The organism is uncultured Actinomyces sp., assembly GCF_963542285.1.
GTDB lineage: Bacteria > Actinomycetota > Actinomycetes > Actinomycetales > Actinomycetaceae > Pauljensenia.
In genome coordinates, this window is record NZ_CAUTWQ010000008.1 from 1 (window position 1) to 25,273 (window position 25,273).

The 25,273-nt window shown below is 54.2% G+C and carries 21 protein-coding genes and 2 tRNA genes; 11 read left to right on the forward strand and 12 right to left on the reverse strand.

The features are described 5' to 3' along the window. Positions 1-103: 103 nt before the first annotated feature. Positions 104-175 (reverse strand) — tRNA-Val (locus RW023_RS04735). Position 176: 1 nt separating this feature from the next. Beyond that, a tRNA-Gly gene (locus RW023_RS04740) sits at positions 177-249 on the reverse strand. 165 nt (positions 250-414) lie between these two features. On the opposite strand from RW023_RS04740, the gene RW023_RS04745 reads away from it, so the two are divergent. Beyond that, a complete protein-coding gene (locus RW023_RS04745) occupies positions 415-960 on the forward strand; it encodes a DUF3000 domain-containing protein (RefSeq protein ID WP_399499383.1) in 546 nt (181 codons plus the stop codon). Positions 961-963: 3 nt separating this feature from the next. Next, positions 964-2,202: an HRDC domain-containing protein gene (locus tag RW023_RS04750; protein WP_315580116.1), complete on the forward strand. Its 1,239-nt coding sequence runs from the start codon at positions 964-966 to the stop codon at positions 2,200-2,202. Here the strand turns inward: RW023_RS04750 and dxs are convergent. Beyond that, the gene (gene dxs, locus RW023_RS04755; protein WP_315580117.1) at positions 2,188-4,095 is read right to left on the reverse strand and encodes a 1-deoxy-D-xylulose-5-phosphate synthase; all 1,908 of its coding nucleotides are present in this window, start codon (positions 4,093-4,095) and stop codon (positions 2,188-2,190) included. The genes RW023_RS04750 and dxs overlap by 15 nt on opposite strands. Before the next feature lie 151 nt (positions 4,096-4,246). Between dxs and RW023_RS04760 the strand changes: the two genes are divergently transcribed. Continuing rightward, positions 4,247-6,244, forward strand: a complete 1,998-nt coding sequence (locus tag RW023_RS04760; RefSeq protein WP_315580118.1) for a prolyl oligopeptidase family serine peptidase — start codon at positions 4,247-4,249, stop codon at positions 6,242-6,244. A gap of 107 nt (positions 6,245-6,351) precedes the next feature. Here RW023_RS04760 and RW023_RS04765 read toward each other — a convergent pair whose 3' ends face one another. Together RW023_RS04765 and RW023_RS04770 are read right to left on the reverse strand one after the other, a co-directional pair. Then, positions 6,352-7,614 carry a TRAM domain-containing protein gene (locus tag RW023_RS04765; protein ID WP_315580119.1) on the reverse strand — a complete coding sequence of 421 codons (1,263 nt, stop codon included), beginning with the start codon at positions 7,612-7,614 and terminating at the stop codon, positions 6,352-6,354. A gap of 14 nt (positions 7,615-7,628) precedes the next feature. Then, positions 7,629-9,617, reverse strand: coding sequence for an APC family permease (locus RW023_RS04770; protein WP_315580120.1), 1,989 nt, complete (start codon positions 9,615-9,617; stop codon positions 7,629-7,631). Between the two features lie 122 nt (positions 9,618-9,739). Between RW023_RS04770 and RW023_RS04775 the strand changes: the two genes are divergently transcribed. After that, positions 9,740-10,390 carry a TrkA family potassium uptake protein gene (locus tag RW023_RS04775; protein ID WP_315580188.1) on the forward strand — a complete coding sequence of 217 codons (651 nt, stop codon included), beginning with the start codon at positions 9,740-9,742 and terminating at the stop codon, positions 10,388-10,390. A 3-nt stretch (positions 10,391-10,393) separates the two neighbouring features. After that, on the forward strand, positions 10,394-11,077 hold the full coding sequence (locus RW023_RS04780) for a TrkA family potassium uptake protein (RefSeq protein ID WP_315580121.1): 684 nt from the start codon (positions 10,394-10,396) through the stop codon (positions 11,075-11,077). A 7-nt stretch (positions 11,078-11,084) separates the two neighbouring features. Here RW023_RS04780 and RW023_RS04785 read toward each other — a convergent pair whose 3' ends face one another. The 4 genes from RW023_RS04785 to RW023_RS04800 are packed head-to-tail and all read right to left on the reverse strand — an operon-like array spanning position 11,085 to position 13,081. After that, positions 11,085-11,756, reverse strand: coding sequence for a DUF3159 domain-containing protein (locus tag RW023_RS04785; protein WP_315580122.1), 672 nt, complete (start codon positions 11,754-11,756; stop codon positions 11,085-11,087). Further along, entirely contained in the window at positions 11,746-12,123 is a 378-nt protein-coding gene (locus tag RW023_RS04790) for a DNA-binding protein (protein WP_315580123.1), read from the reverse strand. Before RW023_RS04790 ends, RW023_RS04785 begins: the two co-directional genes overlap by 11 nt. After that, positions 12,116-12,760, reverse strand: a complete 645-nt coding sequence (locus tag RW023_RS04795) for a DUF3710 domain-containing protein (RefSeq protein WP_315580124.1) — start codon at positions 12,758-12,760, stop codon at positions 12,116-12,118. The genes RW023_RS04790 and RW023_RS04795 overlap by 8 nt, the downstream gene beginning before the upstream one ends. Positions 12,761-12,778: 18 nt before the next feature. Continuing rightward, positions 12,779-13,081, reverse strand: coding sequence for a DUF4193 domain-containing protein (locus RW023_RS04800; protein ID WP_019126066.1), 303 nt, complete (start codon positions 13,079-13,081; stop codon positions 12,779-12,781). A gap of 173 nt (positions 13,082-13,254) precedes the next feature. Here RW023_RS04800 and sepH point away from each other — a divergent pair, with 173 nt between their 5' ends. After that, positions 13,255-14,220, forward strand: coding sequence for a septation protein SepH (gene sepH, locus RW023_RS04805; protein ID WP_315580125.1), 966 nt, complete (start codon positions 13,255-13,257; stop codon positions 14,218-14,220). Here the strand turns inward: sepH and RW023_RS04810 are convergent. Together RW023_RS04810 and RW023_RS04815 are read right to left on the reverse strand one after the other, a co-directional pair. Continuing rightward, on the reverse strand, positions 14,217-15,359 hold the full coding sequence (locus tag RW023_RS04810; RefSeq protein WP_315580126.1) for an alkaline phosphatase family protein: 1,143 nt from the start codon (positions 15,357-15,359) through the stop codon (positions 14,217-14,219). The genes sepH and RW023_RS04810 overlap by 4 nt on opposite strands. Beyond that, entirely contained in the window at positions 15,349-15,882 is a 534-nt protein-coding gene (locus tag RW023_RS04815) for a DUF5998 family protein (RefSeq protein ID WP_315580127.1), read from the reverse strand. The genes RW023_RS04810 and RW023_RS04815 overlap by 11 nt, the downstream gene beginning before the upstream one ends. A gap of 66 nt (positions 15,883-15,948) precedes the next feature. On the opposite strand from RW023_RS04815, the gene RW023_RS04820 reads away from it, so the two are divergent. Then, entirely contained in the window at positions 15,949-18,414 is a 2,466-nt protein-coding gene (locus tag RW023_RS04820; protein WP_315580128.1) for a DNA topoisomerase IV subunit A, read from the forward strand. Between the two features lie 29 nt (positions 18,415-18,443). On the opposite strand, the gene RW023_RS04825 is transcribed toward RW023_RS04820, so the two are convergent. After that, complete coding sequence (locus tag RW023_RS04825) at positions 18,444-20,054, reverse strand: ABC-F family ATP-binding cassette domain-containing protein (protein ID WP_315580129.1); 1,611 nt, start codon at positions 20,052-20,054, stop codon at positions 18,444-18,446. Positions 20,055-20,147: 93 nt separating this feature from the next. On the opposite strand from RW023_RS04825, the gene RW023_RS04830 reads away from it, so the two are divergent. Genes RW023_RS04830 through RW023_RS04845 form a run of 4 tightly spaced genes read left to right on the forward strand, consistent with a single transcriptional unit; the run spans position 20,148 to position 25,264 of the window. After that, the gene (locus RW023_RS04830; RefSeq protein ID WP_315580130.1) at positions 20,148-20,825 is read left to right on the forward strand and encodes a queuosine precursor transporter; all 678 of its coding nucleotides are present in this window, start codon (positions 20,148-20,150) and stop codon (positions 20,823-20,825) included. Then, complete coding sequence (gene tgt, locus RW023_RS04835) at positions 20,822-22,141, forward strand: tRNA guanosine(34) transglycosylase Tgt (RefSeq protein ID WP_315580131.1); 1,320 nt, start codon at positions 20,822-20,824, stop codon at positions 22,139-22,141. Before RW023_RS04830 ends, tgt begins: the two co-directional genes overlap by 4 nt. Positions 22,142-22,173: 32 nt before the next feature. After that, positions 22,174-23,976, forward strand: coding sequence for an AMP-binding protein (locus RW023_RS04840; protein WP_315580132.1), 1,803 nt, complete (start codon positions 22,174-22,176; stop codon positions 23,974-23,976). Further along, on the forward strand, positions 23,969-25,264 hold the full coding sequence (locus RW023_RS04845; RefSeq protein ID WP_315580133.1) for an AI-2E family transporter: 1,296 nt from the start codon (positions 23,969-23,971) through the stop codon (positions 25,262-25,264). The genes RW023_RS04840 and RW023_RS04845 overlap by 8 nt, the downstream gene beginning before the upstream one ends. Positions 25,265-25,273 lie beyond the last annotated feature (9 nt).

Here is a 25,273-nt window from a genome sequence, read left to right on the forward strand (position 1 = left end):
ACCCGCGACCCTCACCTTGGCAAGGTGATGCTCTACCAACTGAGCCACATCCGCACTCAGTCCCTATCGGACTGGGGCCTTGTCCGTCGTTAGATAACGACAGTGGGCGATACTGGGTTCGAACCAGTGACCTCTTCCGTGTCAGGGAAGCGCGCTACCACTGCGCCAATCGCCCGAGCGGATGACGGGACTCGAACCCGCGACCCTCACCTTGGCAAGGTGATGCTCTACCAACTGAGCCACATCCGCGTTATCAAACCGCCAGAACGGTTTCGCAACGGATGAAAGGCTAACAGGGTTTGCACCTAGAACACAAATCAAGACGGCGTGTCCCCGCTCACACCTAATTTATTCAGCGCACGGCGGCGCGCCTTCCACTGCCATATCAGAGGGACTCATAAAGTCGAGGGCGTGATCGAAGTGGCACCACCCGAGGATTTTCGAACAGCACTCATGTCATTACGCAGTGCTGTTCATCCTCACGTCGAAATTGAGGAAGTTCCCGCACCGCGCGCACTTGCTCCTTTCACTGCTGCACTTGCACTTCGCACGACACAAACCGCCCACGACGAAGCCCTTGCGTTCGGCCGTTTTGTCATCCTTCATGATCCCAATGGACAAATGGGCTGGAATGGGCCATTCCGTCTTGTCGCACAGCTCCGTGCACAAATTGATGCTGATATGAGTTCGGATCCCCTTCTTTCTGAAGCACTGTGGAACTGGACTCACGACTGTCTTGAAGAGCGCGGCGCGGGCTTCCATGACCTTACGGGCACTGTGAGCAAAGAAGTGAGCGAATCTTTTGGAGGCCTGATCCTCATGGGGTCGACACTCGCTGTTGAGATTCGTGTTTCGCTCACACCAAATACCCCCTGGATTGGTGAGCACCTTCTGGCGTGGCAAGATCTCATGTGTCGCATCGCCGGTGTTGAAAATCAACGATTCCTTGAGAGGGCATAGAACGTGCTCATTGAAAATCCCTACGGCATCGCCGTGGGAGACAGCGAGGACCCCGAGCTCATCGCTTTCCCTCGCGACGGAATCCCAGAAATTATTGACACTCATAGTGCTTTGGAACGGGCTGCAAAAGACCTCTCGGCTTCTTCCCTTCCGCTTGCAGTGGACGTTGAGCGGGCTCAAGGCTTTCGCTATGGTTCTTCGCCCTATCTCCTCCAGCTGCGACGCGAGGACGTCGGCTCCTTCCTGATTGACACTGAGGCTCTCCCCCACCTTGAGTGCCTTCAAGTAAGTATGAACTCGACATGGATTCTGCACGACGCTTCTCAAGATCTCCCGAATCTACGTGAGCTCGGCCTGGAAATTCCGGCACTGTTTGATACGCAAGTCGCCTCACGCTTACTGGGGATGACTCACTTCGGGCTCTCTGCAGTTTGTGAGCAAGTCTTGGGACTGACACTTGTCAAAGACCACCAAGCCTCGAATTGGTCGGTACGACCCCTTCCAAAGGATTGGCTGCGATATGCGGTTCTTGATGTTGAGCTACTGACTGCTCTTAAAGATTCCCTTGAAAAGCGCTTGGACCACCTTGGCCGCCTCTCGTGGGCAGAGCAGGAGTTTTCGCACATTGCCGAGGCCGCCCCTCCTTCACCGAAAAAAGATCGTTGGCGCTCAATCTCCGGCATTGGCAAGTTGACCTCCAAACGAGCTCTAGCAATCGCACGTGAGCTTTGGATCGAACGTGATGCGATTGCGCGCGAGATCGACCTTGCTCCGGGACGCTTGGTACGAAGCAGCGGAATTATCCACGCCGCTCAACGTCCACCAAGGACACGCCACAATCTTCTTTCGATTGCCGAATTTCGTTCGCCTCAGGCACGACGTTACGCGCAGCGCTTCCTCGACGCCGTCAGTCGTGCACTAGCACTTCCAGAAAACCAACTTCCACCGCGGCATCGGACGGAAGACGACGGGCATACTCCCAGTGTCAGGCATTGGCAGCGTATCCATGCCGAAGCACATGAGCTTCTTCTTGAGGTGCGCGAGGCCGTTGCGAAGCAAGCAGAAACCTTAGAAATTAGTCCGGAAATCGTTCTTGAACCACGGGTTCAACGCGCATTGGCTTGGGAGCACACCCAACAGGGATTGGGAATGCCTGTCGATGACTTCCTTGCCGCGCAGGGTGCACGCCCCTGGCAGATCTCGTTGATGGCCATTCCCCTGACCGACCTACTCTCCCGCTAAAGCGTGACGAATCCTTTCGCTGAGGCCCTGAGCATTAAGACCAAGGGCCGTCACAATGCTGGCGCGGCTTGCCTGCTGAAGAAATTCCTTTGGGATACCGGCGGTGACGACTGGGATCGAACGCGTTGATGCATTCGAAGAAAGCAGATCACGCAGCGACCACCCAAATCCGCCATCAACTAATCCATCCTCAACGCTGAGCACAAGCTCAGCTTCTTCGACCAAGCCAACCAAGGCCTCGGGAACTGGAAGAGCCCAGCGGGGATCGATCACGCGTACGCTAGCCAAGCCATCATTCTCAAGAAGAGCGGCTGCTTCCATGGCAGCTGGGACCATCGAGCCTAAGGCAACGATGCAGACCTTTGAGGCTTCAGTGCCCTCATCCCAGTCTTTGAGGACATCACAGCCTCCCACACGATGAAGCTCAACAATGGGATCAGTCAAGGCCCCCTTCGGATAACGAAGGACTGTAGGCGCATCATCTACTGCTACGGCTTCGCGCAATTCTTCACGTAGCGTCGCCTCATCACGCGGGGCAGCAAGGCGTAATCCAGGAACGGAATTCAGCATCGAGATATCCCACATTCCGTTATGGGATGCTCCATCATCACCAGTAATTCCAGCTCGGTCAAGAACAAAAGTTACGCCGCAGTGGTGAAGCCCAACATCCATAAGGATTTGATCAAATGCTCGATTCAGGAAGGTTGCGTACACCGCAAAAACCGGGTGTGCTCCAGCGAAGGCCATCCCAGCGGCGGCAGCAACCGCATGCTGTTCTGCGATCCCCACATCAACCACCCGCGAAGGAAAATCATCCTTGAAGGGACCGAGGCCAACAGGCAGCATCATCGCAGCAGTTAGGCCGACAATATCTTCGCGTTCATGTGCGATCTGACGAATCTCGTCAGCAAACACACTGGTCCAGGCAAAACGTGCCGGCGCGATAGGAAGTCCGGTTTCCGGATGGATCTTCCCCACCGCGTGGAATCGATCTGCAATGTCTTCTTCCGCGGGGGTGTAGCCACGTCCCTTCTGCGTCATGACATGGATCAGGACGGGCTCATGCAAGGCTCGTGCACGATTAAAAATCTCTTCCATGGCGGCAATATCGTGACCGTTAACAGGTCCGAGGTACTTCAATCCGAGGTCCTCAAACATCGCCTGTGGGATGAGCGCGTCTTTAATACCGCTTTTGAGTCCGTGAAGAGCCCCGTAAGTTGCGCGTCCAGGTTCCCCAAAATTCATCAGAGTACGTTTACCCCATGACAGCGCCTTTTCGTAATTTCGCGAAGAACGTAGAAGATCAAGATGGCGAGCTACAGCACCAATAGTTGGTGCATAGGAGCGCCCGTTGTCGTTGACAATGATGATTGCACGTCGCGTGTGATCGGACGCGATATTGTTTAATGCTTCCCAAGCCATCCCGCCTGTCAGTGCACCATCACCAATGATGCCAATCGTCCATGTCGGATCACCGCGTCGAGATTTTTCGCGGGAAATACCATCAACCCACGATAGGGATGAAGATGCGTGTGAGCTTTCAAGAACATCGTGGACGGATTCTTCTCGACTGGGATATCCCGATAGACCGCCTTCTTGTCGAAGCTTCGAAAAGTCTTGGCGTCCTGTCAGCAATTTGTGAACGTAAGTCTGATGACCAGTATCAAAGACGATCGTATCTGCAGGTGAACGGAAAACGCGATGAAGAGCGATAGTCAATTCAACAACGCCCAAATTTGGCCCAAGGTGTCCGCCTGTCTTCGAGACATCTTCGATGAGCTTTGCGCGGATCTGCGCCGCCAAATCGTCCAATTCTGCCGCTGGGACACGCCTGAGGTCACTGGGCGAAGAAATCGTACTCAATAAAGAGGCCTGATTTTGGGCATGGGTCATGAGAGAGATTCTAGTGTGATGGTGACTCATGAGCCGAATGATGCGCGCTAAGAGGACGAGTGCGCAGTGTGCAATCGGACTTCAAAGCACGTTGTCAATGCAGGAATTAGAATGAAGGTACGACGACTTGACGTATAGAGAAGGAGGCACGATGAGCGTGCAACGTCCGTATGGACAGTGGGACTCTCCGGTCGAAGCCGATTCCTACACTCAGACATCAGTGCAGCTGTCACAGGTTCGCGTCGACAAAACCGATACCTACTGGGTTGAAGGCAACCCCCGCGATAACGGTCGAAATACTCTTCTGCGCGCGGATTCAATGGGGCAAATCTCCGAAGTTCTTCCGCTCATTGAGGGTATCCGTCTGCCTGACGTCCGCACTCGTGTCCATGAATACGGCGGACGAGCGTACGCAGTTTCTGATGGTTTCATCGTCTTTTCTGATGGCTTCGACGGTCGTGTCTATGCCTTTAACACCCACGATCCACGGCGTCAGTTGGTTCCGCTCACTCCTTTGAGCAAAGTCCGCTACGGTGACTTCGAAATCGCCGACGTTCGCGGTTTGGTTTATGCGGTAGCAGAGGATCATTCGAATCCCGGCGAACCAGTCAACTCCCTTGTCGCGGTTCCCCTCGATGGACGCGCAGCGCGCAATGCTTTCGAAATCATTCCGATTTTTGGTGGATCTGACTTTGTCTCATCCCCGACCTTGAGTCCCGATGGAACCAAGCTAGCTTGGCTTTCATGGAACCATCCCAACATGGCATGGACACGCTCCGCACTTCACGTTGGTTCACTGGATTTCGAGGGGAAGATCGCAGCCTCGTTGATTTTGGTTGATAAGCCAGATGTCTGCGTTTATGAACCACGTTGGACTCTGAACGGCGACCTGATCCATGTCGATGATTCCTCCGGTTGGGCGAACCTCTATCGCACAGAGGGGTTCCAGTGGAATGATGACGAAGATCAATTCGCCTGGATGACGCGTCTTCGTACACGCCCCTTGCACCCCAGTGCGCGTGCATTCTCGCATCCTCACTGGCAGCTTGGCCTTCATTCCTACGATAACTTCGACTACGAAAATCTCATTTGCTCATGGGCCGAGAACGGGACGTGGCATCTGGGCACTGTTCGTCTGGATAACGGTATGTGCGAGGAATGGCGTACGCCGTGGTGGCCGACTGGAAATGTTGCCTGCTACGAAGGCCGTGTTGTGACGCTCGCGGATTCTGCAACCCACGAGCCCGCAATCGTTGAGGTTTCTGGTGGAGCATCTCGACTGCTCCGTTCTTCCTCTCAAGAGCACCTGAGCGATGATCTGATTTCAGTTGCACAAGCGGTTTCATGGACCAGCAGCGACGGAGAGACTGTCCACGGTTTCTACTACGCGCCAAAGAACCCCGAGTTCGCGGCTCCTGAGGGTTCCCTTCCCCCGCTTCTCGTTAATGTGCATGGAGGGCCAACTTCCTCTGCTCGTCCAGGCTTGTCAATTGCCGTCCAATACTGGACCTCTCGTGGTTTTGCCTTCCTTGATGTCAATTACCGCGGGTCGACTGGCTACGGTCGGAAGTACCGTCAGCGCCTTAACGGGCACTGGGGTGTCCTTGATGTGCAAGATTGCGCCGAAGGAGCACAGTACTTGGTTTCCCAAGGACTCGCCGATCCTGAGCGCATCGCGATCAGGGGACGTTCCTCGGGTGGTTATACGGTTTTGTCAGCCCTTGCTGACAGCGATGTTTTCACCGCTGGTACCTCGCTCTTCGGTATTGGTGACCTGAAGCTGCTCGATGCAACGACCCATAAGTTCGAGTCGCACTACGACCAATGCCTCATTGGTTCGAATGATCTTTCAGATCCCGTGTGGGCCGAACGCTCGCCGATCAACAAGGTCGATCAGATCCATGCACCGCTGCTATTGCTGCAGGGCAGCGAGGATAAGGTCGTTCCCCCTTCTCAAGCAGAGTCCATGTTCGAGGCCCTTCGTGACAGCGGCCGTCCAGTGGCTTTACGTCTCTACCCAGGTGAAGGCCACGGATTCCGTTCAGCAGCAAACATTAAGGATTCCTGGGAAAGCGAACTCAGCTTCTACTCGCAGGTCTGGAAGCTTGACGCAAAGGTACCCGTGAGTCTTGATATCGAAAACCTCTAAAGCTCGTCCTAGACGAGATTGATGCAGTTGGGGGCAGGCACCGAGCCTGCCCCCAACTGCATTGAACTAATAGGTATATGTCCTCAGCCTAAGTTCAGCGAAGAACTCTAGATCTTCTCCAGTACCGTCATCACTTCGAAGTGGTGTGTGTAGGGAAAAAGATCCCAGGCACGCATATCGATGATCGTGTATCCCTCCTCAACAAGATCATGCAGGTCACGTGAAGCTGCGGCAGGATCACAGGACACAAGTAGAATATGCTCTGCCCCGGTACTGGCCATCGCACGACAGACATTTTTGCCGGCTCCGGATCTTGGAGGATCAGCGATGATAATCTCCGCACCCTCCAATTCGCTATTGAGTTCGTGCACCGCAGGAGCATCACAGTCGCCAACGAAAGCGTCAAGCGCATCACTGCCAACGTTTGCCACGGCATCTGCAACGGCGGCCTCGTCGACCTCAAGAGTGACCAAGCGCCCATCGCTGCCCAAAAGATGTGACAATGGCAGCGAAAAGAGTCCTGCCCCTGAGTAAAGTTCCATCATCCGGGAAGCACCGAGCGAGGCAACGATATCCTCAACATTTCGGGCCAAAACTTCAGCTCCACGACGATGCGTTTGCCAAAAACCTTGAGGGCGAACTCGATACAGATCCGCTCCATTTTCGCGGGAAACAGTCCACGTCACCGGCCCATGCCACGCATGTCCCAAAGCATCCCAAGATCCCTCATCCGTGCAAATCAGCGCTGGCTGACCGGGAGCAGCGATCAAACGGACTCGAGAGCCCTCGGGAAGGTGAGAAAAAATCTTATTCCCTTCCCAGACATCGAGTTCATTGATCTCCTTGGCAGCTAAAGGCATAGAATCCAGCACCTGAATCTCATGCGAGCGATAGCGGCGCATACCAAGTCGACCAGCTTTATTCACAACGCAGTCGATACGCGTGCGTCGTCCCAGAAGTTCATCACGATTCTCATCACCGGGTGCCGGCTGAACGCTTACTCCGCCGATGGCCTCGACCTGCTCGGCGACACGCTCACGACCAATACGTCGCAATTGGTCTTCTAGAACATCGGTTTTCCAGCGACGTCCCCCTTCGGGGCTGACGAAGGAAAGTTCTCCCCCACCTACGCCACCGGGGCCAGCTGCCGGCCACACGCTGGGAATTCGATCGGGGCTGGGCTCAAGAACCTCCACTGCCTCGGCCCACAGCATATGTTTATGTGAATCGATGACACGTGCGCGCACCTTCTCACCTGGAAGAGCGAATCGAACAAAAACAACGCGGCCAGAATCATCGCGTGCGACACAGGAACCGCCATGCGCAGGAGCGCCAATTGTGAGCTCAATCAGCTCGTCAGAATCGCTCATGTGTAGACCTCTCCTCACTGGCGTTTGAATGGATCATTGACGCTCTGGGTTCCATCGACCTGGATATCTTCGCCAAGCTTCCAAGGGACAATGGTGAGCACAACACCGGGGATCCGCAAAAGAGATCGAGATAAGCGCAACGCCATCTGGTTATGAAGAATATTCTCCCACCAGTGCTGAACCAAGAACTGTGGGATATAAACAACCAGCATTTCTTCTGGTGAACGCTGACGCCTTGAACGCACATACGAAATAACGATTTGCGTGATGTCTCTAAATGGTGAGGCGACTAGCGTCAAAGGAACGGGAAGACCTGATTCCTTCCATTCGCGACGAATATGCTTTTCTTCCTCGAGGTCAGAGACGACCGAAACAATTTCCAAATTGATAGGAGCCTGTGCGCGTGCCGTCGCAATGGCACGCATTGAAGGCTTCGATAAATTCGAGACCAAAACCAAAGCGCGAACGCGTGAAGGCAGCGCGCGGCGAGAATGCCAATCCTCCACCCGCAGCTGGCCACGAATGGTGTCATAGTGACGGCGAATTAAACGCTGGATGGTGAAGACCAGAGCAATGAGCAAAACGGTAATCCATGCACCGTGAGTAAACTTCGTGACCAGGACAACAGCAAGAACGAATCCGGTCATCATAAAGCCGATGATGTTGACGGAACGCGAGCGAAGTACTTTGCCGCGTTCACTGCCATTTTGCGGAAGACGCAGGCGTTTATTCCAGTGACGGATCATGCCCAGTTGGGAAAGCGTAAACGAAACGAAAACACCGACAACATAGAGCTGGATCAATCGGGTCACGCTTGCATCGAAAAGAATGACCAATGCCGAGGCGCCCACAGCAAGAGCCATGATGCCATTGGAGTACGAGAGGCGATCACCGCGCTTGTAAAGCTGACGAGGCAGGAAGGAGTCACGCGAAAGAACCGAGGCGAGGGTTGGGAAGCCGTTGAAAGCGGTGTTTGCCGCAAGGACCAAAATAAAGCCCGTCACTGCGGTTACGAAAATAAAGAGGAGTGAGCCGTCGCCAAAAATTGTCGAGGCCAATTGGCTGATAACCGGAGCAAAGTGCACATCAGGTTGGGCGCTGCCGTGGAGATAAACCATCGACGTATCGTCAACCATCTGCAGCCCCGTATAACGGGCTAATACGAGGATGGAAATCATCATTGAAGCAGCGATACCACCGAGCATCAGCAGGGTAATTCCTGCGTTGCGCGATTTAGGACGCTTAAAGTTCGGGACGCCGTTTGAAATGGCTTCGACACCCGTTAAAGCCGCACAGCCAGAAGAAAAAGCGCGCATCAGCAAGAAAACCCCACCCAAACCGGTGAGCCCATCGAGGTGTGAACTTGCTGCGTGGATGTCGTAAGCAGCGCTATCAGCCATGGGAAGATTCCCCATGAACAGTCGCACAAAGCCGACAATGATCATCACTGCAATAGCAATCATGTAGGCATAGGTTGGGATCGCAAACGCTGTCCCCGCTTCTCGCGTTCCTCGCAGGTTGACCAAAGTGAGGAAAATAATCAGTCCAACTGCAATAGGGACTTCTGAACCGCGCAGGCCTGGGAAGATCGTGGTCAGGTAGTTTGCGCCAGAAGAGATTGACACCGCAACCGTCAAAACATAATCGACGAGAAGCGCCGAGGCCACAAGAAGTCCCCAACTGGGGCCAAGATTCGTCGTAACAACCTCGTAGTCCCCGCCGCCTGAAGGGTAGGCATGAACGGTTTGCCGATAAGACAAAACAACGACAGCCAAAACGCAGGCAACAACCACCCCGACCCAGACCGACTTGATGAGAGCAAGAGAGCCTGCCAATGCAAGGGTCAGAAGAATTTCATCCGGTGCGTAAGCCACAGACGACAGCGCATCAGAAGCGTAGATCGGAAGAGCAAGTCTCTTTGGCAGAAGTTGACGGGCCGCAGCCTTGGAACGAATAGGACGTCCGATTAAGACGCGTTTTGCGGACTCAACGAATGATGACACCTCTTAAGCGTATCCTCTGGATGACAGAGCGTCACTTTTGGACGCGTGCATTGCGACTTTTAAGTCAAACAGATGCCATGAGAGCTTTGTGCGAGTAGCGTTGGAGTGTGCACTTTGTGATTATGGGATGCGGCCGAGTCGGCGCCAGTCTTGCCACTATTTTGGATGCGCAAGGACACTCAGTCGCAGTTATCGACTCTGATTCGAAGGCTTTTCAACGTCTTCCTCAGGACTTTTCGGGCCGCCGAGTCACTGGACTCGGCATGGATCGCGATGCTTTAAAACAAGCAGGAATTAAAGATGCCTACGCCTTTGCTGCGGTATCGAATGGCGATAATTCGAACATTATTGCTGCTCGTGTTGCACGCGAGACTTTCCATGTCGAGCGCGTCGTTGCTCGAATCTACGACCCAGAACGAGCCTTCGTATACGAGCGTCTGGGAATCCCCACCGTTGCCACAGTGAAACGAACGACGGAATCGGTGCTTCGCCGCCTGATGCCACCCGATGCCGCAGTGACATGGACGCACCCCTCCGGACTAGTTTCTTTGGTCACCGCCACTCCAATCGCGGATTGGTACGGACTTTCTTTCCCCACAGTCGAGACCTTGACGGGTGAGAGGATTGCCTTCGTTTCCCGCTTAGGAACGATTCTTCCCGCCCGCCCAGAATTGGTCATCCAGGAACATGACCAGTTATATTTCGCTATTTCTGGTGAAGATCCGCTCCCCCTGCGTGACATCTTGACACGCGCACCACGCCTTGAGGACTAAGAGATGAAGATTGTTATCGCCGGCGCCGGTTCCGTGGGGCGCTCGGTCGCCCTTGAACTACTCGATCACGGTCACGACGTGACATTAATCGATAAAAAACCCGACCAGCTGCGTGTGGCTTCAGTGGCTGATGCCGAATGGATTCTTGCCGATGCTTGCTCTCCCGAAGCCCTTTCGGAAGCGGGCGTGCGTGATGCCGATGTCGTCTTGGCAGCAACAGGAGATGACAAAGCAAATTTGGTGATTTCACTTCTTGCGAAGACTGAATTCGCTGTCCCACGTGTTGTTGCACGACAAAACAATCCGAAGAACGAATGGCTATTCGACGCCTCCTGGGGAGTGGACGTTCCCGTCTCGACACCGCGTATTATGACTGCTTTGGTCGAGGAAGCGATCTCCGTGGGAACCCCGGTGAAGCTCTTTGCCTTCCACTCTGCACAGGCTGCAATGTATGCCTTCGTCTTGCCAGACGACTCGCCAATCATTGGCAGGAGCATTGGCGACGTTGCATTCCCGCCTCGTGTCGTCTTAAGCGCGCTTTTGCGTGATGGTGCGCCTTTTGCACCTCACGCGGATGATTCCTATCAGGCTGGTGATGAACTCGTCCTGCTAATTTCAGACCGCGGAGGTCAGGTTCTCACCGCGCTGAACCGCATGTTGACGCAGGAAGTAGAAGCCGAGGCCTAGATAAGGGCTAGTCCTCTTCAGCATCCTGCGCAGATTCGGAAAGCGCATGATGCAGCCGGAAATCATCCTTCAAGAGCCACCAAGTCAGCCAGGCAACAGGAATAAAAAGCGGGATTCCCAACGCGATCTTCATTGCCGAAAGCCACGCGACTTGTTCGCTCAGCCACAGGGGCACTTGAACAGCCAAGCGAATGATAAAGACTGCAGACCATGCCAAGGTCAGCCACACGCATTTAACTGCGAGGTCGCGTGCGTCCGGCTCCTTCATCCAACGAATGGGACGCCCGGTTAACAGTCCGAAAAGTACCGAAACTAGTGGCCACCCAATAACCAAGCTGAACAGTAAGACCAATGCCCATGCCGCGTTTGTCACAAGGCCCCAGGTGAAGAAGTTAATTCCCTTCCCCGAGACCAGTGCCCACACCAATGCAATCCCAACACCAAGAAGTCCTGATAGAGATTGGACGATCGACTGGTGCTGGATGAGACGGATGATTGCAAATAGTACCGAGCACAACGCCGAGGCAATCGCGGACAGCAGCAGTGCACCGCTGAGCAAATAGCAGCCTAAGAATACGAGGCCGGGAACCACGGCCTCGGCAATACCACGCGCTCCCCCAAGTACGTCAGAGACCGAAAATTCATCGTGGGCAAGCCACGCGTATCGGTTATTCGACATTGTCCTCTGCAATCAGACGATAGAGCGGGTTCGTCATCACTTTTACCCCATTGCTGACACCAATTGTTCCCTCGACTTCGAGGTGAACCCCCGCATGCATACCGGGGATGTCACTGCGTCCAGGCCAACGAAGGACAATTGTCCCTGTTCCGTCAAAGAGAGTGGCATCAATCAGTGGACGAATATTTTCCGGATAGTAAGTGACCGACTGAATCGTGCCAAAGAGAACTGCTTTTTGGCGATCCTGAACGTCGGCGACAGCTAAACGCCCGCGTTCTTCCCGGCTCTGTTTCTCATCGTTAGCGTCGATGTCTTCACGACTCAGTGAAAGCATGTTCACTACGCGGTCGATGAGTTCCTTAAACATTGGGAACTCGCAACGCGTTCTGATCGGGAAGATTAAGTGGCAATAGATCCAGTCGTGGTCTGGGTTCGTCGCCACGTACGACAACAACGCGATCGATGAGTTCCTCGAAGTCATCAGCTTCTTGACCGCCCAATGCTGCAGGGCCGACCATATCGATTCGCGCGAACCAACGGTCACCCTCACGTCCGATAATTCGGGTCCGCGTGGTGCCCTTCTTCCCATCGGGAAGTGTCACTGCCTCATCAACTTCAAGCTCATCACCGTAGCGAGTGTGCTTTTCGCGAACTGTACTGCCGTTCTCTTCATAGGCGGCGCGAATCTGCGGACGAAGTTCATCCCAAGTTCCACCCGAGCGCGGCGCAGCGGCAATAGAGAACTGAAGTCCCGAAGAAGCGAGCACCAACATAATTCGAATGATGCTTTGGCCATCTTCACCAGCTTGTGCACGAATCTGCATGCCAGGTACGGCAGGAATTCGCAGTGAACCCAGGTCAACATAATCGACCGAGGTATCAACTTCGTATTCTTCGCGGGGGCCGGGGATCTGCCACAGTTCTGACTCGTCGTAGAGCTGGGGGCGTACTTCCTCTTCTACCTCTTCTTGAACAGTGTCTTCCTTGCGTGAACGTCCGAACATAACTGAATTATCTCACGCTCAGCCAGCACACTCAGTGCAGACGGGCTGTCCATTGTCATCGACGTAGGCAAGCTGAGAAGCGTGATGGACCAAGAAGCACATTGAGCAGGTGAATTCGTCATCTTGCTTGGGGACGACGTGAACCGTCAGCTCTTCCTTCGAAAGATCTGCACCGGGAAGCTCAAAATTCTCTGCGGCCTCATTTTCATCCTCGTCGACATTTGCCGAACCAGAATCATTGCGACGTGACTTCAGCTCCTCAATGGAGTCTTCTGCAACATCATCGTCATTCTTACGAGGTGCGTCGTAATCGGTGGCCATTTTGTCCTCCCTTTTCTCTCATCATGTATTGCGCTCACGCGTAACACATTCGCTGCGCTGCAGGGTAACACGTTGAAACTTTACGCGCTACTGAAAAGGACACGCGCCCCAGCAATCAAGGATTTTAACGCCATCTTTGAGAAAATTTGACCACGAAGCAAGGAGGAAAAGCGATGATCGATCTTGATCTTCTCGGAGTAGGTGCTGACGAGGAAACACTAGTTTTCACAGACAGTGAAGGCCGTCGTTACACCACCCCGATCACAGACGAACTGCGTGGTGCTGTTCGTCGCGATCGTCCGCGCATCGAGGCAATTACCGAAGATAAGCCCCTGCGTCCTCGTGAAATCCAAGCCTTGCTTCGTTCTGGCGCACGGGCCGTCGATATCGCACGCGAACACAATGTTGAGGTCTCGCAAATCACTCGCTTCGAAGCCCCCGTTCAGGCAGAGAAGGATTATGCACTTCAACGTGCTCTTTCCAGCCCTATTGGAAATCTTCCCGACTCCCCCGTTATGGGCGACTTGGTTGTTGACCGCTTGGCAGCCCGTGGAGTCTCTCCCGATTCCTTGCACTGGTCAGCATCGCGTCAAGCGGATTCCCCGTGGGTGATTCACTTGACCTTCGTCCAAGGTGCTGTTGAGCACGGTGCACAGTGGCGCTTACAGTCTTCCGGCCATCTCGAGGCCATTGATGAGGAAGCTCGTTGGCTGACCGAGACTGCCTCCCCGACTGGAGTCCAGAGTTTCACTTCACTCCCCCTTCCAGCCCCGGTTGTCTCTGCGGATCGTTCTGATATCGAAGAACGTGAAGCGCTGGTCGAGCAACTCAATGCCCAACGCGGTAAGCCTCAAGAAATTGAGTATGAGCTGGATGATGAGGAAGAGGAGACCTCAGAGGAGCGCCCCCACCTGCCTGCCGGGGTTGAATCTTTGGCAGCGCGTATCCATTCCTTGACCGAGGCACGAAAAGGCCCCTCAGAAGCAAAGGAATCTGCGGAAACAACAGAGGTTACTGAAGATCAGCCTCTGCCGCTTGAACAGCTTGAAGATATTCCTCAGGTTTCTGCTACTGCGAAAAAGTCGAAGAGGCGTTCCGTTCCTAGCTGGGACGAGATCGTTTTCGGCTCGCGTCCCTAAGCAAGCACCGCTAGCGGAATCAGCATCTCATCAGGTGTCAGGGAGCCATGGACGCCGATGAGAGTCATAGCTCCAGGGCTTTGGGTGCGACTATCGACTACCCCTCCACGGCCTCGTGAGAAGACAACGAAATCACCACTTTCGGCGAGACCCGGGCCCGTACCGATCAATTCTGATAGTTCATCGGCTCCCACTACCCATGCATGCTCGCCAAGGAATTCTTCCCAACGGTTGCGTACCTGCAGCTCGTTCACGCCCGGAAGACAGTGAACATGAACTGCTCGTGTTTCCCCAGCGACTGCGCGCACGCCCTGACTCAAAGGAGAAAGCTCAGCGACGTTATAGAGCTGATCAAAATCGATATTCACCATGCCGTGGTCGGCGGTGAGGACAACGCGAACGTCGTGTGGAAGAGAGCTGAGGAAACGCCCAAGTCCTGCATCGAAGTCTTCTAAGGCATCGCTCCATTGGCCCGATCCAACCCCGTGCGCATGACCGGAGGCATCAATGTCAGACCAATAGAGATAAACCAACTTCATCCCAGAGCGAATCTGGTCAATTGCCGCTTGGCAACGTTCTTCCCATGACGTAGCCGACACAAAACGAGCACCTCGAAGAGCGGCTGAAGTAAGTCCAGAGCCAGCAAACTTGGCTGGAAGGATGGTCGCGCACGGGAGCGAGGCGGCAGAAAGCTGTTCGAAGTAGGTCGGGCATTCTTGCCACTGCACTGGATCAATCCCGTCCGTAAAGGCAAGCAGGTTAAAGAGACGCTCGCCGTGAAAGACACTGTAACCAACCATACGGGTACGACCAGGAAGCAGACCTGTTCCGCAGGCGGTAATACCTGCGGCGGTCGTCGAGGGAACAACGGAATATGCAGTGCGGATCTGATCCCTAAATCCGCGAAGGTTACGTGCGTGCCCTAAGTGATCCATCAAAGGGATGAAGCCCAGGCCATCAACCAGAATGACGACTGCGGCTTTGGCGCGTTCTAGTCCCAAAGCAGAGGAAAGATCGGGGCGCGCGAGAGACAATTCGGGTTCGACTGCCCCCATCACTGCGGGGATCACCTGCGTCAGGCAAAAATCATCCGCGCTCGGTAAGGCTGCTCCTGTAGCGCGGAGATGATCAGTGAGCATTACGGATCACCTGCAGAAGAGCGTCGACTAAAACTTGAGCGTCCGTATACGTACGTGAACCATCTGCTAGCTGCGAGACTCGAAGAGAAATATCATCGGGATAGCTACGGGCCATGAAACCATGATCAGCTTGGCATGTCGGATCATCACAGCGCAGCTGTTCGATATCGCTGCGCTTTTGAGAGCCCATATCGATGCTGATCGTCATCTCAGACACTTCGTGTCCCTGAGTGGGATCAGCAATAACCTCTTGAACTGAAACTCCTGATATCGCACGAATAGGACGGGCAGCCGAAACGACAACAGCGCTGTGGTTATCCCCCTCATCAACGTGCACTTGAATGAAGCAACTCTGAGTGAGCACAAGAACTGTTAAGTGACGGAACATTGACCCGCGATCGAATGCCGCTTCAACCTGCACAAGCGACGCACGGACCTCTTCATTGCCAAGTAAGCGATGAACGGCTCGAATTGCAAGGTCAGGGAAGAAGCCAGCACGCTCGATATCGCGATCTAATTTCACCGTCTAATTCTATCAAGAGCGGCGTGTACTTGGCGGTTTTACGCCAATTTCGTAGAGAATCGACCCATGCGAACGAAGGACGAAAAGCTCAGCCTCCCCGATGCTGATCAGAACATCACCGAAATCGATGTCTCGACAGAAATGAGGGGCTCCTTCCTCGAATACGCCGTTTCTGTCATCCATGCACGAGCTCTTCCTGATGCACGCGATGGATTGAAGCCGGTTCAACGCCGCATTCTTTTCCAGATGGACCAAATGGGGCTCCGTCCCGATCGCGGTCACGTTAAGTCTCAGCGAGTTGTCGGCGAGGTTATGGGTAAGCTCCACCCTCACGGGGACTCAGCAATCTATGACGCACTGGTTCGATTGGCCCAGCCATTCAACCTTCGACTCCCTTTGGTTGACGGACACGGAAACTTCGGTTCTCCCGACGATGGTCCCGCTGCTGCGCGTTACACCGAGGCGCGGATGGCTCCAGCAGCTTTGGACCTGGTCGCCTCTCTTGATGAAGACACCGTCAACTTTGTCCCCAACTACGACAATCAATTCATGCAGCCGGAGGTCCTCCCAGCAGGCTTCCCTCAGCTTCTCGTCAATGGTGCTTCTGGTATCGCTGTGGGTATGGCGACGAATATCGCACCTCATAATCTTTCAGAAACAATTGCCGCGGCGCAGTATCTTCTCAAACATCCCGATGCTTCCGTTGCTGACCTCATGCGTTATGTACCCGGTCCAGACTTACCTGAAGGCGGCGTCATTGTTGGCCTTGAGGGTATCAAGGACGCCTACGAAACAGGACGTGGCGCATTCAAGACTCGCGCAAAGGTTCAGGTTGAACGTGTCACCGCTAGGAAAATGGGCCTTGTCGTCACTGAGCTTCCCTATATGGTTGGACCTGAGAAGGTCATTGAGAAGATCAAAGAAAATGTTTCTGCCGGTCGTTTGAAGGGAATTTCTGCGGTACAGAACCTCACTGACCGAATTCACGGCCTGCGATTAGTCATTGAGATCAAAAATGGCTTCAACCCAGAAGCAGTACTCCAACAGCTCTATGCTCGCACGCCTCTGGAAGATTCCTTCTCGATCAACGCAGTTGCATTGGTTGATGGTCAACCAAGGACACTGGGGCTCAAAGATATGCTCCGAGTTTTCCTTGACCATCGAATCGATGTTACGACTCGACGGTGTAACTTCCGCCTTGGAAAGTGTCGTGATCGATTGCATCTGGTTGAGGGCTTGCTCATCGCAGTTCTCGATATCGATGACGTCATTGCCATTATTCGCTCTTCCGATGACGTCGAAACCGCCCGCGAACGCCTCCAGACTGCTTTCGACCTCTCTGAAGTCCAGGCAAACCACATTCTTGAATTGCGCCTGCGTCGACTCACAAAGTTCTCTCGTATCGAACTCGAAACTGAGCGCGATGAACTCAACGCAAAAATCGCAGAGCTGGAAGAGATCTTGGCCTCTCAAGATCGTCTCTACGCGCTCATCAGCCAAGAACTTTCAGAGGTCGCAGCACGCTTGGGAACGCCTCGTCGTACCCTTCTCCTTTCAGCAACCGGCACCCAAGTTGACCAAGCGCAGCCCGGCGCTGCACTCGCTGCAATCCCCGCTGCAACTGGGAAAGCCACGACAATGTCGCTCGAAGTTCCCGATGATCCGTGTGTTGTTGTCCTCTCGGCGGCAGGATCGCTCGCCAGAGTAGAAGGTGAAGATCCGATCGAAGCTGGCCCCCGCGCATCACACGATGGAATCCGTGCACAGCTTTCGACCTCTGCTCGTTCACAGATCGCAGTCATCACCTCCGATGGCCTTGCCCACCGCATTGATGTCGTTGATCTTCCAGCGCTTCCGCGATTTGAAACTGGGTTGTCCTTCGCTGCTGCAACTCCCAGCCCCTTGCTGATCCATACCGATGCACCTGCAGTCGGTCTGCTTGATCCTGAAGCCGATACCGTCATGGCAATGGGCACACGTATGGGCGTCGTCAAGCGTTTGAAACCCGATGTACTTCAGCGCGACGAATGGGAAGTCATCTCACTTGAAAAGGGAGATGAACTGGTTGGATTTGGCCCCAGCAGCGACACCTCCGACCTTGTTTTTATCACCTCCGACGCTCAGCTTCTTCGCACTCCGGCCGAGAAGGTCCGTCCACAAGGACGCACGGCCTCGGGAATGGCAGGAATGAAGCTTTCAGATGAGGCAAATGTGCTGGGATTCTGGGCAGTGAGCAGTCCGGACGAGGCCCTAGTTGTGACCGTGGCCGGTGCTGCTGGAGCGCTCCCGGGGACGGGGCAAACAACCGCGAAGGTGACCCCCCTGGCCGCATATCCCTACAAGGGACGAGGCACCCAAGGCGTACGTGTCCAACGTTTCCTCCGTGGAGAAGATCGTTTGGATATTGCGTGGGTTGGGGATAACCCACGGGCAGCCTCGGCTGATGGAACTCCGGTGGAGCTTCCCGCGCTCGACGAGCGCCGCGACGCCTCGGGAACCCCAATTACACACGCAATCGCCACTATCGGTTGAGAGTGGCCTAACGCATGTTCTATCTGGACTTAGGTGAGTGTCACCAAGTCCAGATAGGAATCGTCCCAAAGGTCTTCATCGGCATCGGGAAGAACCAGTACGCGCTCGGGAGCAAGCGCTGTCACGGCACCCGGATCGTGGGTAACCAGAACAACGGCACCTTCATAGGAGTGGAGCGCGTGCAGAATTTCTTCACGCGACGCGGGGTCCAAGTTATTCGTGGGCTCATCCAAGAGAAGGACGTTTGCCCCCGACACAACCAAGGTTGCCAATGCAAGACGGGTTTTTTCTCCACCCGAAAGTACGTGTGTCGGTTTATCGACGTCATCTCCACTGAATAGGAACTGGCCCAAGACATTGCGCACATGAGTATCGTCGAATCCCGGGGCGCTATGAGCCATGTTTTCCTTAACAGTGGCATTCATATCCAAAGTGTCGTGTTCCTGAGCGTAGTAGCCAAGCTTGAGGCCGTGACCGTCTTCAACAACTCCGCTATCGGGTTCTTCAACGCGAGCAAGTAGGCGAAGAAGAGTTGTTTTACCCGCGCCGTTTAGACCCAAGACGACAACTTTCGAACCGCGGTCAATCGCAAGATCAACACCGGTAAAAACCTCCAAGGAGCCGTAGCTCTTCGACAGCCCCTGTGCGCTCAACGGCACTTTTCCACAGGGAAGCGGTTCGGGGAAACGCAGCCGCGCAACCTTTTCTTGGACCTCTTCGCTTCCAACAGAGGCGACCAACTCTTCGGCGCGACGAAGCATCTGTTGGGCAGCAACGGCTTTGGTGGCCTTTGCGCGCATTTTTTCACCCTGCGCGCGCAGTTGTTCAGCTTTCTTCAGCGCGACGGCTCGTTCTTTTCGGCGTCGCCTTTCATCTTCCTCACGCTGCTTGAGGTATGCAGCCCACCCCAAATGGTAAATATCGACATGTGCGCGATTGGCATCTAGGTAGAAGACCTGATTCACAGTGTCACCCAGAAGTTTGACGTCGTGGGAGATCACCAAAACCCCACCGGGGAAAGTCTTGATCCAGTCGCGGAGCCACAAAATTGAATCGTGATCAAGGTGGTTTGTCGGCTCATCAAGCAGCAGGGTATCTGCCCCCGAAAAAAGCACACGAGCGAGTTCAACCCGTCGACGCTGACCGCCAGAGAGGGTTGAGAGAGTCTGCCCCAATACGCGATCATCTAGGCCTAAGGAGTGAGCAATCTGTGCGGCCTCCGCATTCGCCGCCCACCCGCCTGCCTGGGTAAATTCATGGTCTAGACGAACGTAACGCTCCATAGCTTTTTGCTGGCGTGTACCTTCGGTCGTCGACATTTCTTGTTCTGCGCGCTTGATTTTCTTAATGATCGCATCGATACCGCGAATCGAAATGATTCGGTCGCGTGCCAGCTGGTCGGGATCACCTTCGCGCGGATCTTGGGGAAGGTACCCAACAGTTCCGTTACGTGTAATTGTGCCTTCATACTGGGCCGAACCATGGTCTTCTTCTCCGGCCAAGAGCCGCATCGTCGTTGTCTTACCCGCACCATTTCGACCAACTAATCCGATGCACATTCCCTTATCAATCCTGAAAGAGGCATCTGTAATGAGCTCGCGCGGACCGATCCGCAAGGAAAAGTGAGAAACGTTGATCACTCTGTCATTCTAACGGGGTGCCCAGCGCGCGTGCTCACGCACCAAGCAGGCACAATAGAAGGGTTAAATCACGCGCATAGAAAGTTGAGATTGATGACCGAGCACACTGAACGCAGCGCGCAGCCTCGTGTGTACGACATTGTTGCTGTTAGCTTCGTTGCTTTCCTTTTGATTTCGAATATCGCTGCAACGAAAGTCACGGCGCTTGATGCGGGTCCAATCCACTTGGTTTTCGATGGCGGTGCGGTGCTATTCCCGCTCACCTACATTCTTGGTGACGTTCTCTCCGAAGTTTACGGCTTTGCGCGGGCACGTAGGGTCATCATCATGGGCTTCGCTGCCTCTCTCTTGGCCTCGCTGACTTTCTGGATCGTACAGTCAATTCCAGCCGGCCCCGGCTACGAAAATCAGGATGCTTTTGTTGCAGTCCTCGGTTTTGTTCCTCGCATTGTTGCCGCATCGATCTTCGGATATTTGGTAGGCCAGCTCATGAACTCACTGGTTTTGGTGAAAATCAGGCAGCGTTGGGGCGCCAAGCATCTGTGGGCGCGCCTGATTGGTTCAACCTTGGTTGGCGAAGCTTTCGATACCGTCATCTTCTGCACGATTGCTTTTGCGGGAATTATCCCCGGTATGGAATTCGTGAACTACATTGTCACTGGCTATGTCTATAAGGTTGGTATTGAAGTTGTCTTCCTTCCCATCACTTACCGTGTGATTGCATTGGTGCGCCGCGTGGAGCACCTCAAGAGTGACGAGGTCTTAGCATGAGTGCTCCCTCCAATTGGCTGAGTAGACCAGCTGAGTTCATTGGGTCTTTCCCTACCTCGGATCGCGATCGTGGTTTTGATTGCCGAACGCGACTTGACCATGGCCCAGGCTTGGGACGAACCGGCACGATTCACACCGCACACGGCACTATTTCGACTCCTGCGTTCATCCCGGTTGGAACAAAAGCGAATGTCAAAGCCCTCATCCCCGAGATGGTGCGCGATTTGGGCGCACAGGCTGTACTTGCCAATGCATACCACCTTTATTTGCAACCGGGTTCTGACATTGTTGACGAGGCCGGTGGCGTAGGTTCCTTCATGAATTGGGGCGGCCCGACCTACACAGATTCCGGCGGCTTCCAGGTTCTTTCTCTGGGTGCCGGGTTTAAGAAAGTGCTTTCAGCCGAGTTCAGCGGTCAAGCAAGCTTCGATGACCCCAAACTCAATAAGCAGGCTGTCAAGGCTTCACGTGCAGTCGTCGATGACGAGGGGGTGATTTTCTCCAGTCACATCGATGGTTCAAAGCACCGCTTCTCTCCCGAAGTGTCAATGAGCATTCAGCACGAACTGGGCTCGGACATCATGTTCGCCTTCGATGAGCTGACTTCGCTGCTTCATCCTCGTTTCTATCAAGAAGAATCCCTTGAACGTACCCATGAATGGGCCCGTCAGTGTTTGACTATTCATCAGCGTCTTACCAACGAGCGCGTCGGAAAGCCCTACCAACAGCTCTGGGGCGTTGTGCAGGGAGCACAATACGAGGATCTTCGCCGACATGCCGCTCGTACCTTGGCTGAGATGGACGTTAACGGTCAGAGATTCGATGGCTTCGGCATCGGAGGTGCGCTGCAGAAGGAAAATCTGGGAACAATCGTCTCTTGGGTAAGTTCTGAGCTCCCCGAGGATCGTCCTCGTCATCTTCTGGGGATTTCCGAACCCGACGACCTTTTCCGTGGTGTCGAGGCCGGCGCGGACACCTTTGATTGCGTGAATCCTTCTCGCGTTGCGCGAAATGCCGCAATCTACTCCCCCGATGGTCGTTTCAATATTACAAACGCCCGTTTCAAGCGCGACTTCACTCCCTTGGTCGAGGGCTGCGGTTGCTATACCTGTACTCATTACACGCGCGCATACGTTCACCACCTGTTTAAGGCAAAGGAAATCTTGGCCTCAACACTGACCACGATTCACAACGAATGGTTCACCGTTCGTCTCGTCGATGCCATTCGTCACTCGATTGACAACGGTGAATATTCAGCCTTTAAAGAGGAAATGCTTGGGCGTTTTTCAGGCGCCACGCGCGCTAACCTACGCTAACGTAAGTAGTAGTTTTCCTACTAGGAGTGGACATGGTTTCAGACCTCACATTGCAATCCCGCAGGCAATACGATCCGGGAACGCCACTAGAGGTACCCGTGCCGGATACGTCGTTGATCACTCTTTTGGAGACCTCTGCGCGGCTCTACCCTGAACGCATTGCAGTCGACTACTTCGGCGCTACGCTGACTTACGCTCAGCTCTATGCTCAGGTGCTTCGCGCCGCACAAGTACTGATCGAGACCGGCCTGCGTCGTGGCGATGTCTGCGCCATCTGTCTTCCCAACTGCCCGCAGGCGCTAGTTGCGTTCTATGCATGCATGCGTATTGGTGTCGTCGCTGCTGAGCACAACCCACTGGCACCCGCCGAAGAAATTCACCAACAACTCGATCGCCACCGTGGAAAGGTCGCAATCGTCTGGGAAAAATCGGTTGACGCTTTCATCCGCGAGGGCGACAAGGCACTGGATACGATTTTCACTGTCGACATTTCGGCCGAGATGCCGCGCTCACAGCGCATGCTCTTAAGCCTTCCAATTGAACGAGCACGGCAGACGCGCGAACAAATGCGCGCCGCGCGACCTAAAGATGCTCACTCATGGGATCAGGCAGTTGCTCATGCACGATTGATTCATCCTGATACGCCCCAAGCAAGCGGCGATGACTTAGCCGTCATCCTTCATACCGGCGGCACAAATGGCGTCCCCAAGTCAGTTCCTCTCACCCACCGCAACATTGGAACTAATGTCAATCAATGTCGCATGTGGGTATGGAAGCTTTACGAAGGTGCTGAAACCTTCTACTCCCTATTGCCCTACTTCCACGCCTATGGATTGACTTTCTTCATGTGCGCAGCGGTTCGTCTTGCTGCGACGCAATTGCTTCTTCCAAAGTTCGATGTCGATTTGGCATTAGAAGCCCATAAGCGCCGACCTGTGACTTTCTTTGTCGGGGTTCCCCCGATGTTCGAACGCGTGATGAATCGTGCTGCTGAGAAGAACGTTTCTCTCAAGACTATTAAGTGGTCTATTTGTGGTGCAATGCCCCTCTCGAAGACATTGGCTCAGCAATGGGAAGAAGCAACCGATGGAATGATTATCGAGGGATACGGGATGTCCGAGACCTCTCCCGTTATCGCCGGTTCACCTCTTGCTGATAATCGGTACCACGGTGCTTTGGGCGTCGTTTTCCCCTCGACCGATGTTCGCTTGGTTGACCTTGAAGATCCCAGCATTGATGTTGAAGACGGCACTCCCGGTGAAATCATTGTTAAGGGTCCTCAGGTCTTTAGTGGCTACCTTGATGCCCCCGAAGAGACTGCTCGCGTTTTCACTGAAGACGGATGGCTACGTACCGGCGACGTCGCGATCAATAAGGACGGTTTCCTTGTGATGTCCGATCGCAAGAAAGAGCTGATCCTTTCGGGTGGCTTCAACGTCTACCCCTCGCAAGTTGAAGCAGCAATTCGCTCAATGCCCGGTGTCAAGGATGTCGCAGTGGTTGGGCTTCCCGCAGGAGAAGCGCGCGAAGAAGTCACGGCAGCGCTGATCCTAGAAGATGACGCGCCGATGATTACCTTGGCACAAGTGCGCGCATGGGCCGAGAAGTATGTCTCTCACTACGCGCTTCCGCGTCAGATTGCGATTATTACGGACCTTCCCCGCAACCCGCTGGGCAAAGTCATGCGCCGCAAAGTCAAGGAACAGCTTCTTGACCCCGCGAATCGAATGATTGAAAGTGCCCAAAAAGCGATTGGCGAGGCCGCGGCAGCAGTGAGCGAGCGTCTCTCCCCCAGCGATACTGCTTCAGAACAGAAGACCGACGACAATGAGTGAGAAACCTCAGCGCCAGACAACGCGCTTGATTCGTCATTCACAGGCACTTGTTACGTCGCTTTCCCAAGGAGCTCAACGACTAGGATCGCATACTACTGCACGTCTCAAGGCGCGTAGTGGAACTCAGCCGAAGCCTCGACACCATCAGGCTCCGCCAAGAGTCCAGTGGACTCCTCCCACGAGGAGAGCGTCGAGTAGCCGCCGCGTACTCAACGGTACGACCCGTAAGCCTCTTATTCCTCGCTGGCTTGCCCAGGCGGGAGTTGGATCATGGGCAATTATCGGCGTCATCATCCTCATCTCAGTAGATGTTTTCGCAATTGCTCAAGCCACCCCTGTCTTTGTGGCGATCTTTATTGCGCTTCTTCTGACCGCGATATTGAATCCCCTGACAAATTTCCTCAGCCGTTGGTTGAATCGATGGCTAGCTGTCTTTACCTCTCTTCTGGCTTTCATCGGCACTTTTGTCGCACTCATGACACTGGTGATTACCTCGATCGCTGGCCAATGGCCGAACCTTCTTGTCGAGGTCGAAAACGGGCTTGTTAAGGTCTCTTATCTGGTTTCCCATCTCAAGCTCCCTTTCCAAATTCCCATCAACGATCTCACTCATCTGAATGAAACCCTGATGAACCAAGGCAAGCAATTCCTCGCCTCTAACTGGTCGGGATTACTCAGCGAGACGATGGCGAATGTGTCGAATGCTGCGGTTGTCGCCTCGGTCCTCGCCCTTTCCTTCTTCATCACGATCTTCTTCTTGCACTCAGGCAGCCAGATGTGGGCGTGGTTTGTCGCCCTCCTTCCCTATCATCGGCGAGCGGTAACGAACCGTGCAGCGCAAGCCGGCTGGGCAACTTTCTCCAGCTATGCACGAGGAACCATGCTGGTGGCTGGAACAGATGGCCTATTTGCAGCCATCTTCTTACAGATACTGGGAGTCCCCGTAGCTCCTGCGCTGGGGATCTTGGTTTTCATTGGCGCTTTTATTCCGCTTATCGGTGCTCCAACAGCGATGATCCTTGCCATGATCGTCGCTCTTGCAGCCAAGGGCATTGTTACTGCAGCAATCGTCGGTTTGGGTATTGCGTTGATTGGTCAGATCGAAGGCCATATTCTTCAACCGCTCATCATGGGACACCAGGTATCTTTGCACCCCGTTGTCGTGGGTATCGGTGTCATGGTGGGAACTTTCACCGCTGGACTGCTGGGAGCAATCATTGCGATCCCGATTATTTCGGTGATTTGGTCAATCTTCTCTGAGCTCTACGTGCCTCGCGAGCGCGCATAACCACTGGTT

Excerpts from the sequence above, each read along its gene's own strand:
- sepH (WP_315580125.1), top strand. The coding sequence starts at position 13,255 with ATGATCGATCTTGATCTTCTCGGAGTAGGTGCTGACGAGGAAACACTA.
- RW023_RS04845 (WP_315580133.1), top strand. The coding sequence starts at position 23,969 with ATGAGTGAGAAACCTCAGCGCCAGACAACGCGCTTGATTCGTCATTCA.
- RW023_RS04780 (WP_315580121.1), top strand. The coding sequence starts at position 10,394 with ATGAAGATTGTTATCGCCGGCGCCGGTTCCGTGGGGCGCTCGGTCGCC.
- RW023_RS04830 (WP_315580130.1), top strand. The coding sequence starts at position 20,148 with ATGACCGAGCACACTGAACGCAGCGCGCAGCCTCGTGTGTACGACATT.
- RW023_RS04775 (WP_315580188.1), top strand. The coding sequence starts at position 9,740 with ATGGGATGCGGCCGAGTCGGCGCCAGTCTTGCCACTATTTTGGATGCG.
- RW023_RS04760 (WP_315580118.1), top strand. The coding sequence starts at position 4,247 with ATGAGCGTGCAACGTCCGTATGGACAGTGGGACTCTCCGGTCGAAGCC.
- RW023_RS04820 (WP_315580128.1), top strand. The coding sequence starts at position 15,949 with ATGCGAACGAAGGACGAAAAGCTCAGCCTCCCCGATGCTGATCAGAAC.
- RW023_RS04795 (WP_315580124.1), bottom strand. The coding sequence starts at position 12,760 with ATGTTCGGACGTTCACGCAAGGAAGACACTGTTCAAGAAGAGGTAGAA.
- tgt (WP_315580131.1), top strand. The coding sequence starts at position 20,822 with ATGAGTGCTCCCTCCAATTGGCTGAGTAGACCAGCTGAGTTCATTGGG.
- RW023_RS04840 (WP_315580132.1), top strand. The coding sequence starts at position 22,174 with ATGGTTTCAGACCTCACATTGCAATCCCGCAGGCAATACGATCCGGGA.
- dxs (WP_315580117.1), bottom strand. The coding sequence starts at position 4,095 with ATGACCCATGCCCAAAATCAGGCCTCTTTATTGAGTACGATTTCTTCG.
- RW023_RS04785 (WP_315580122.1), bottom strand. The coding sequence starts at position 11,756 with ATGTCGAATAACCGATACGCGTGGCTTGCCCACGATGAATTTTCGGTC.
- RW023_RS04800 (WP_019126066.1), bottom strand. The coding sequence starts at position 13,081 with ATGGCCACCGATTACGACGCACCTCGTAAGAATGACGATGATGTTGCA.
- RW023_RS04790 (WP_315580123.1), bottom strand. The coding sequence starts at position 12,123 with ATGTTTAAGGAACTCATCGACCGCGTAGTGAACATGCTTTCACTGAGT.
- RW023_RS04810 (WP_315580126.1), bottom strand. The coding sequence starts at position 15,359 with ATGCTCACTGATCATCTCCGCGCTACAGGAGCAGCCTTACCGAGCGCG.
- RW023_RS04765 (WP_315580119.1), bottom strand. The coding sequence starts at position 7,614 with ATGAGCGATTCTGACGAGCTGATTGAGCTCACAATTGGCGCTCCTGCG.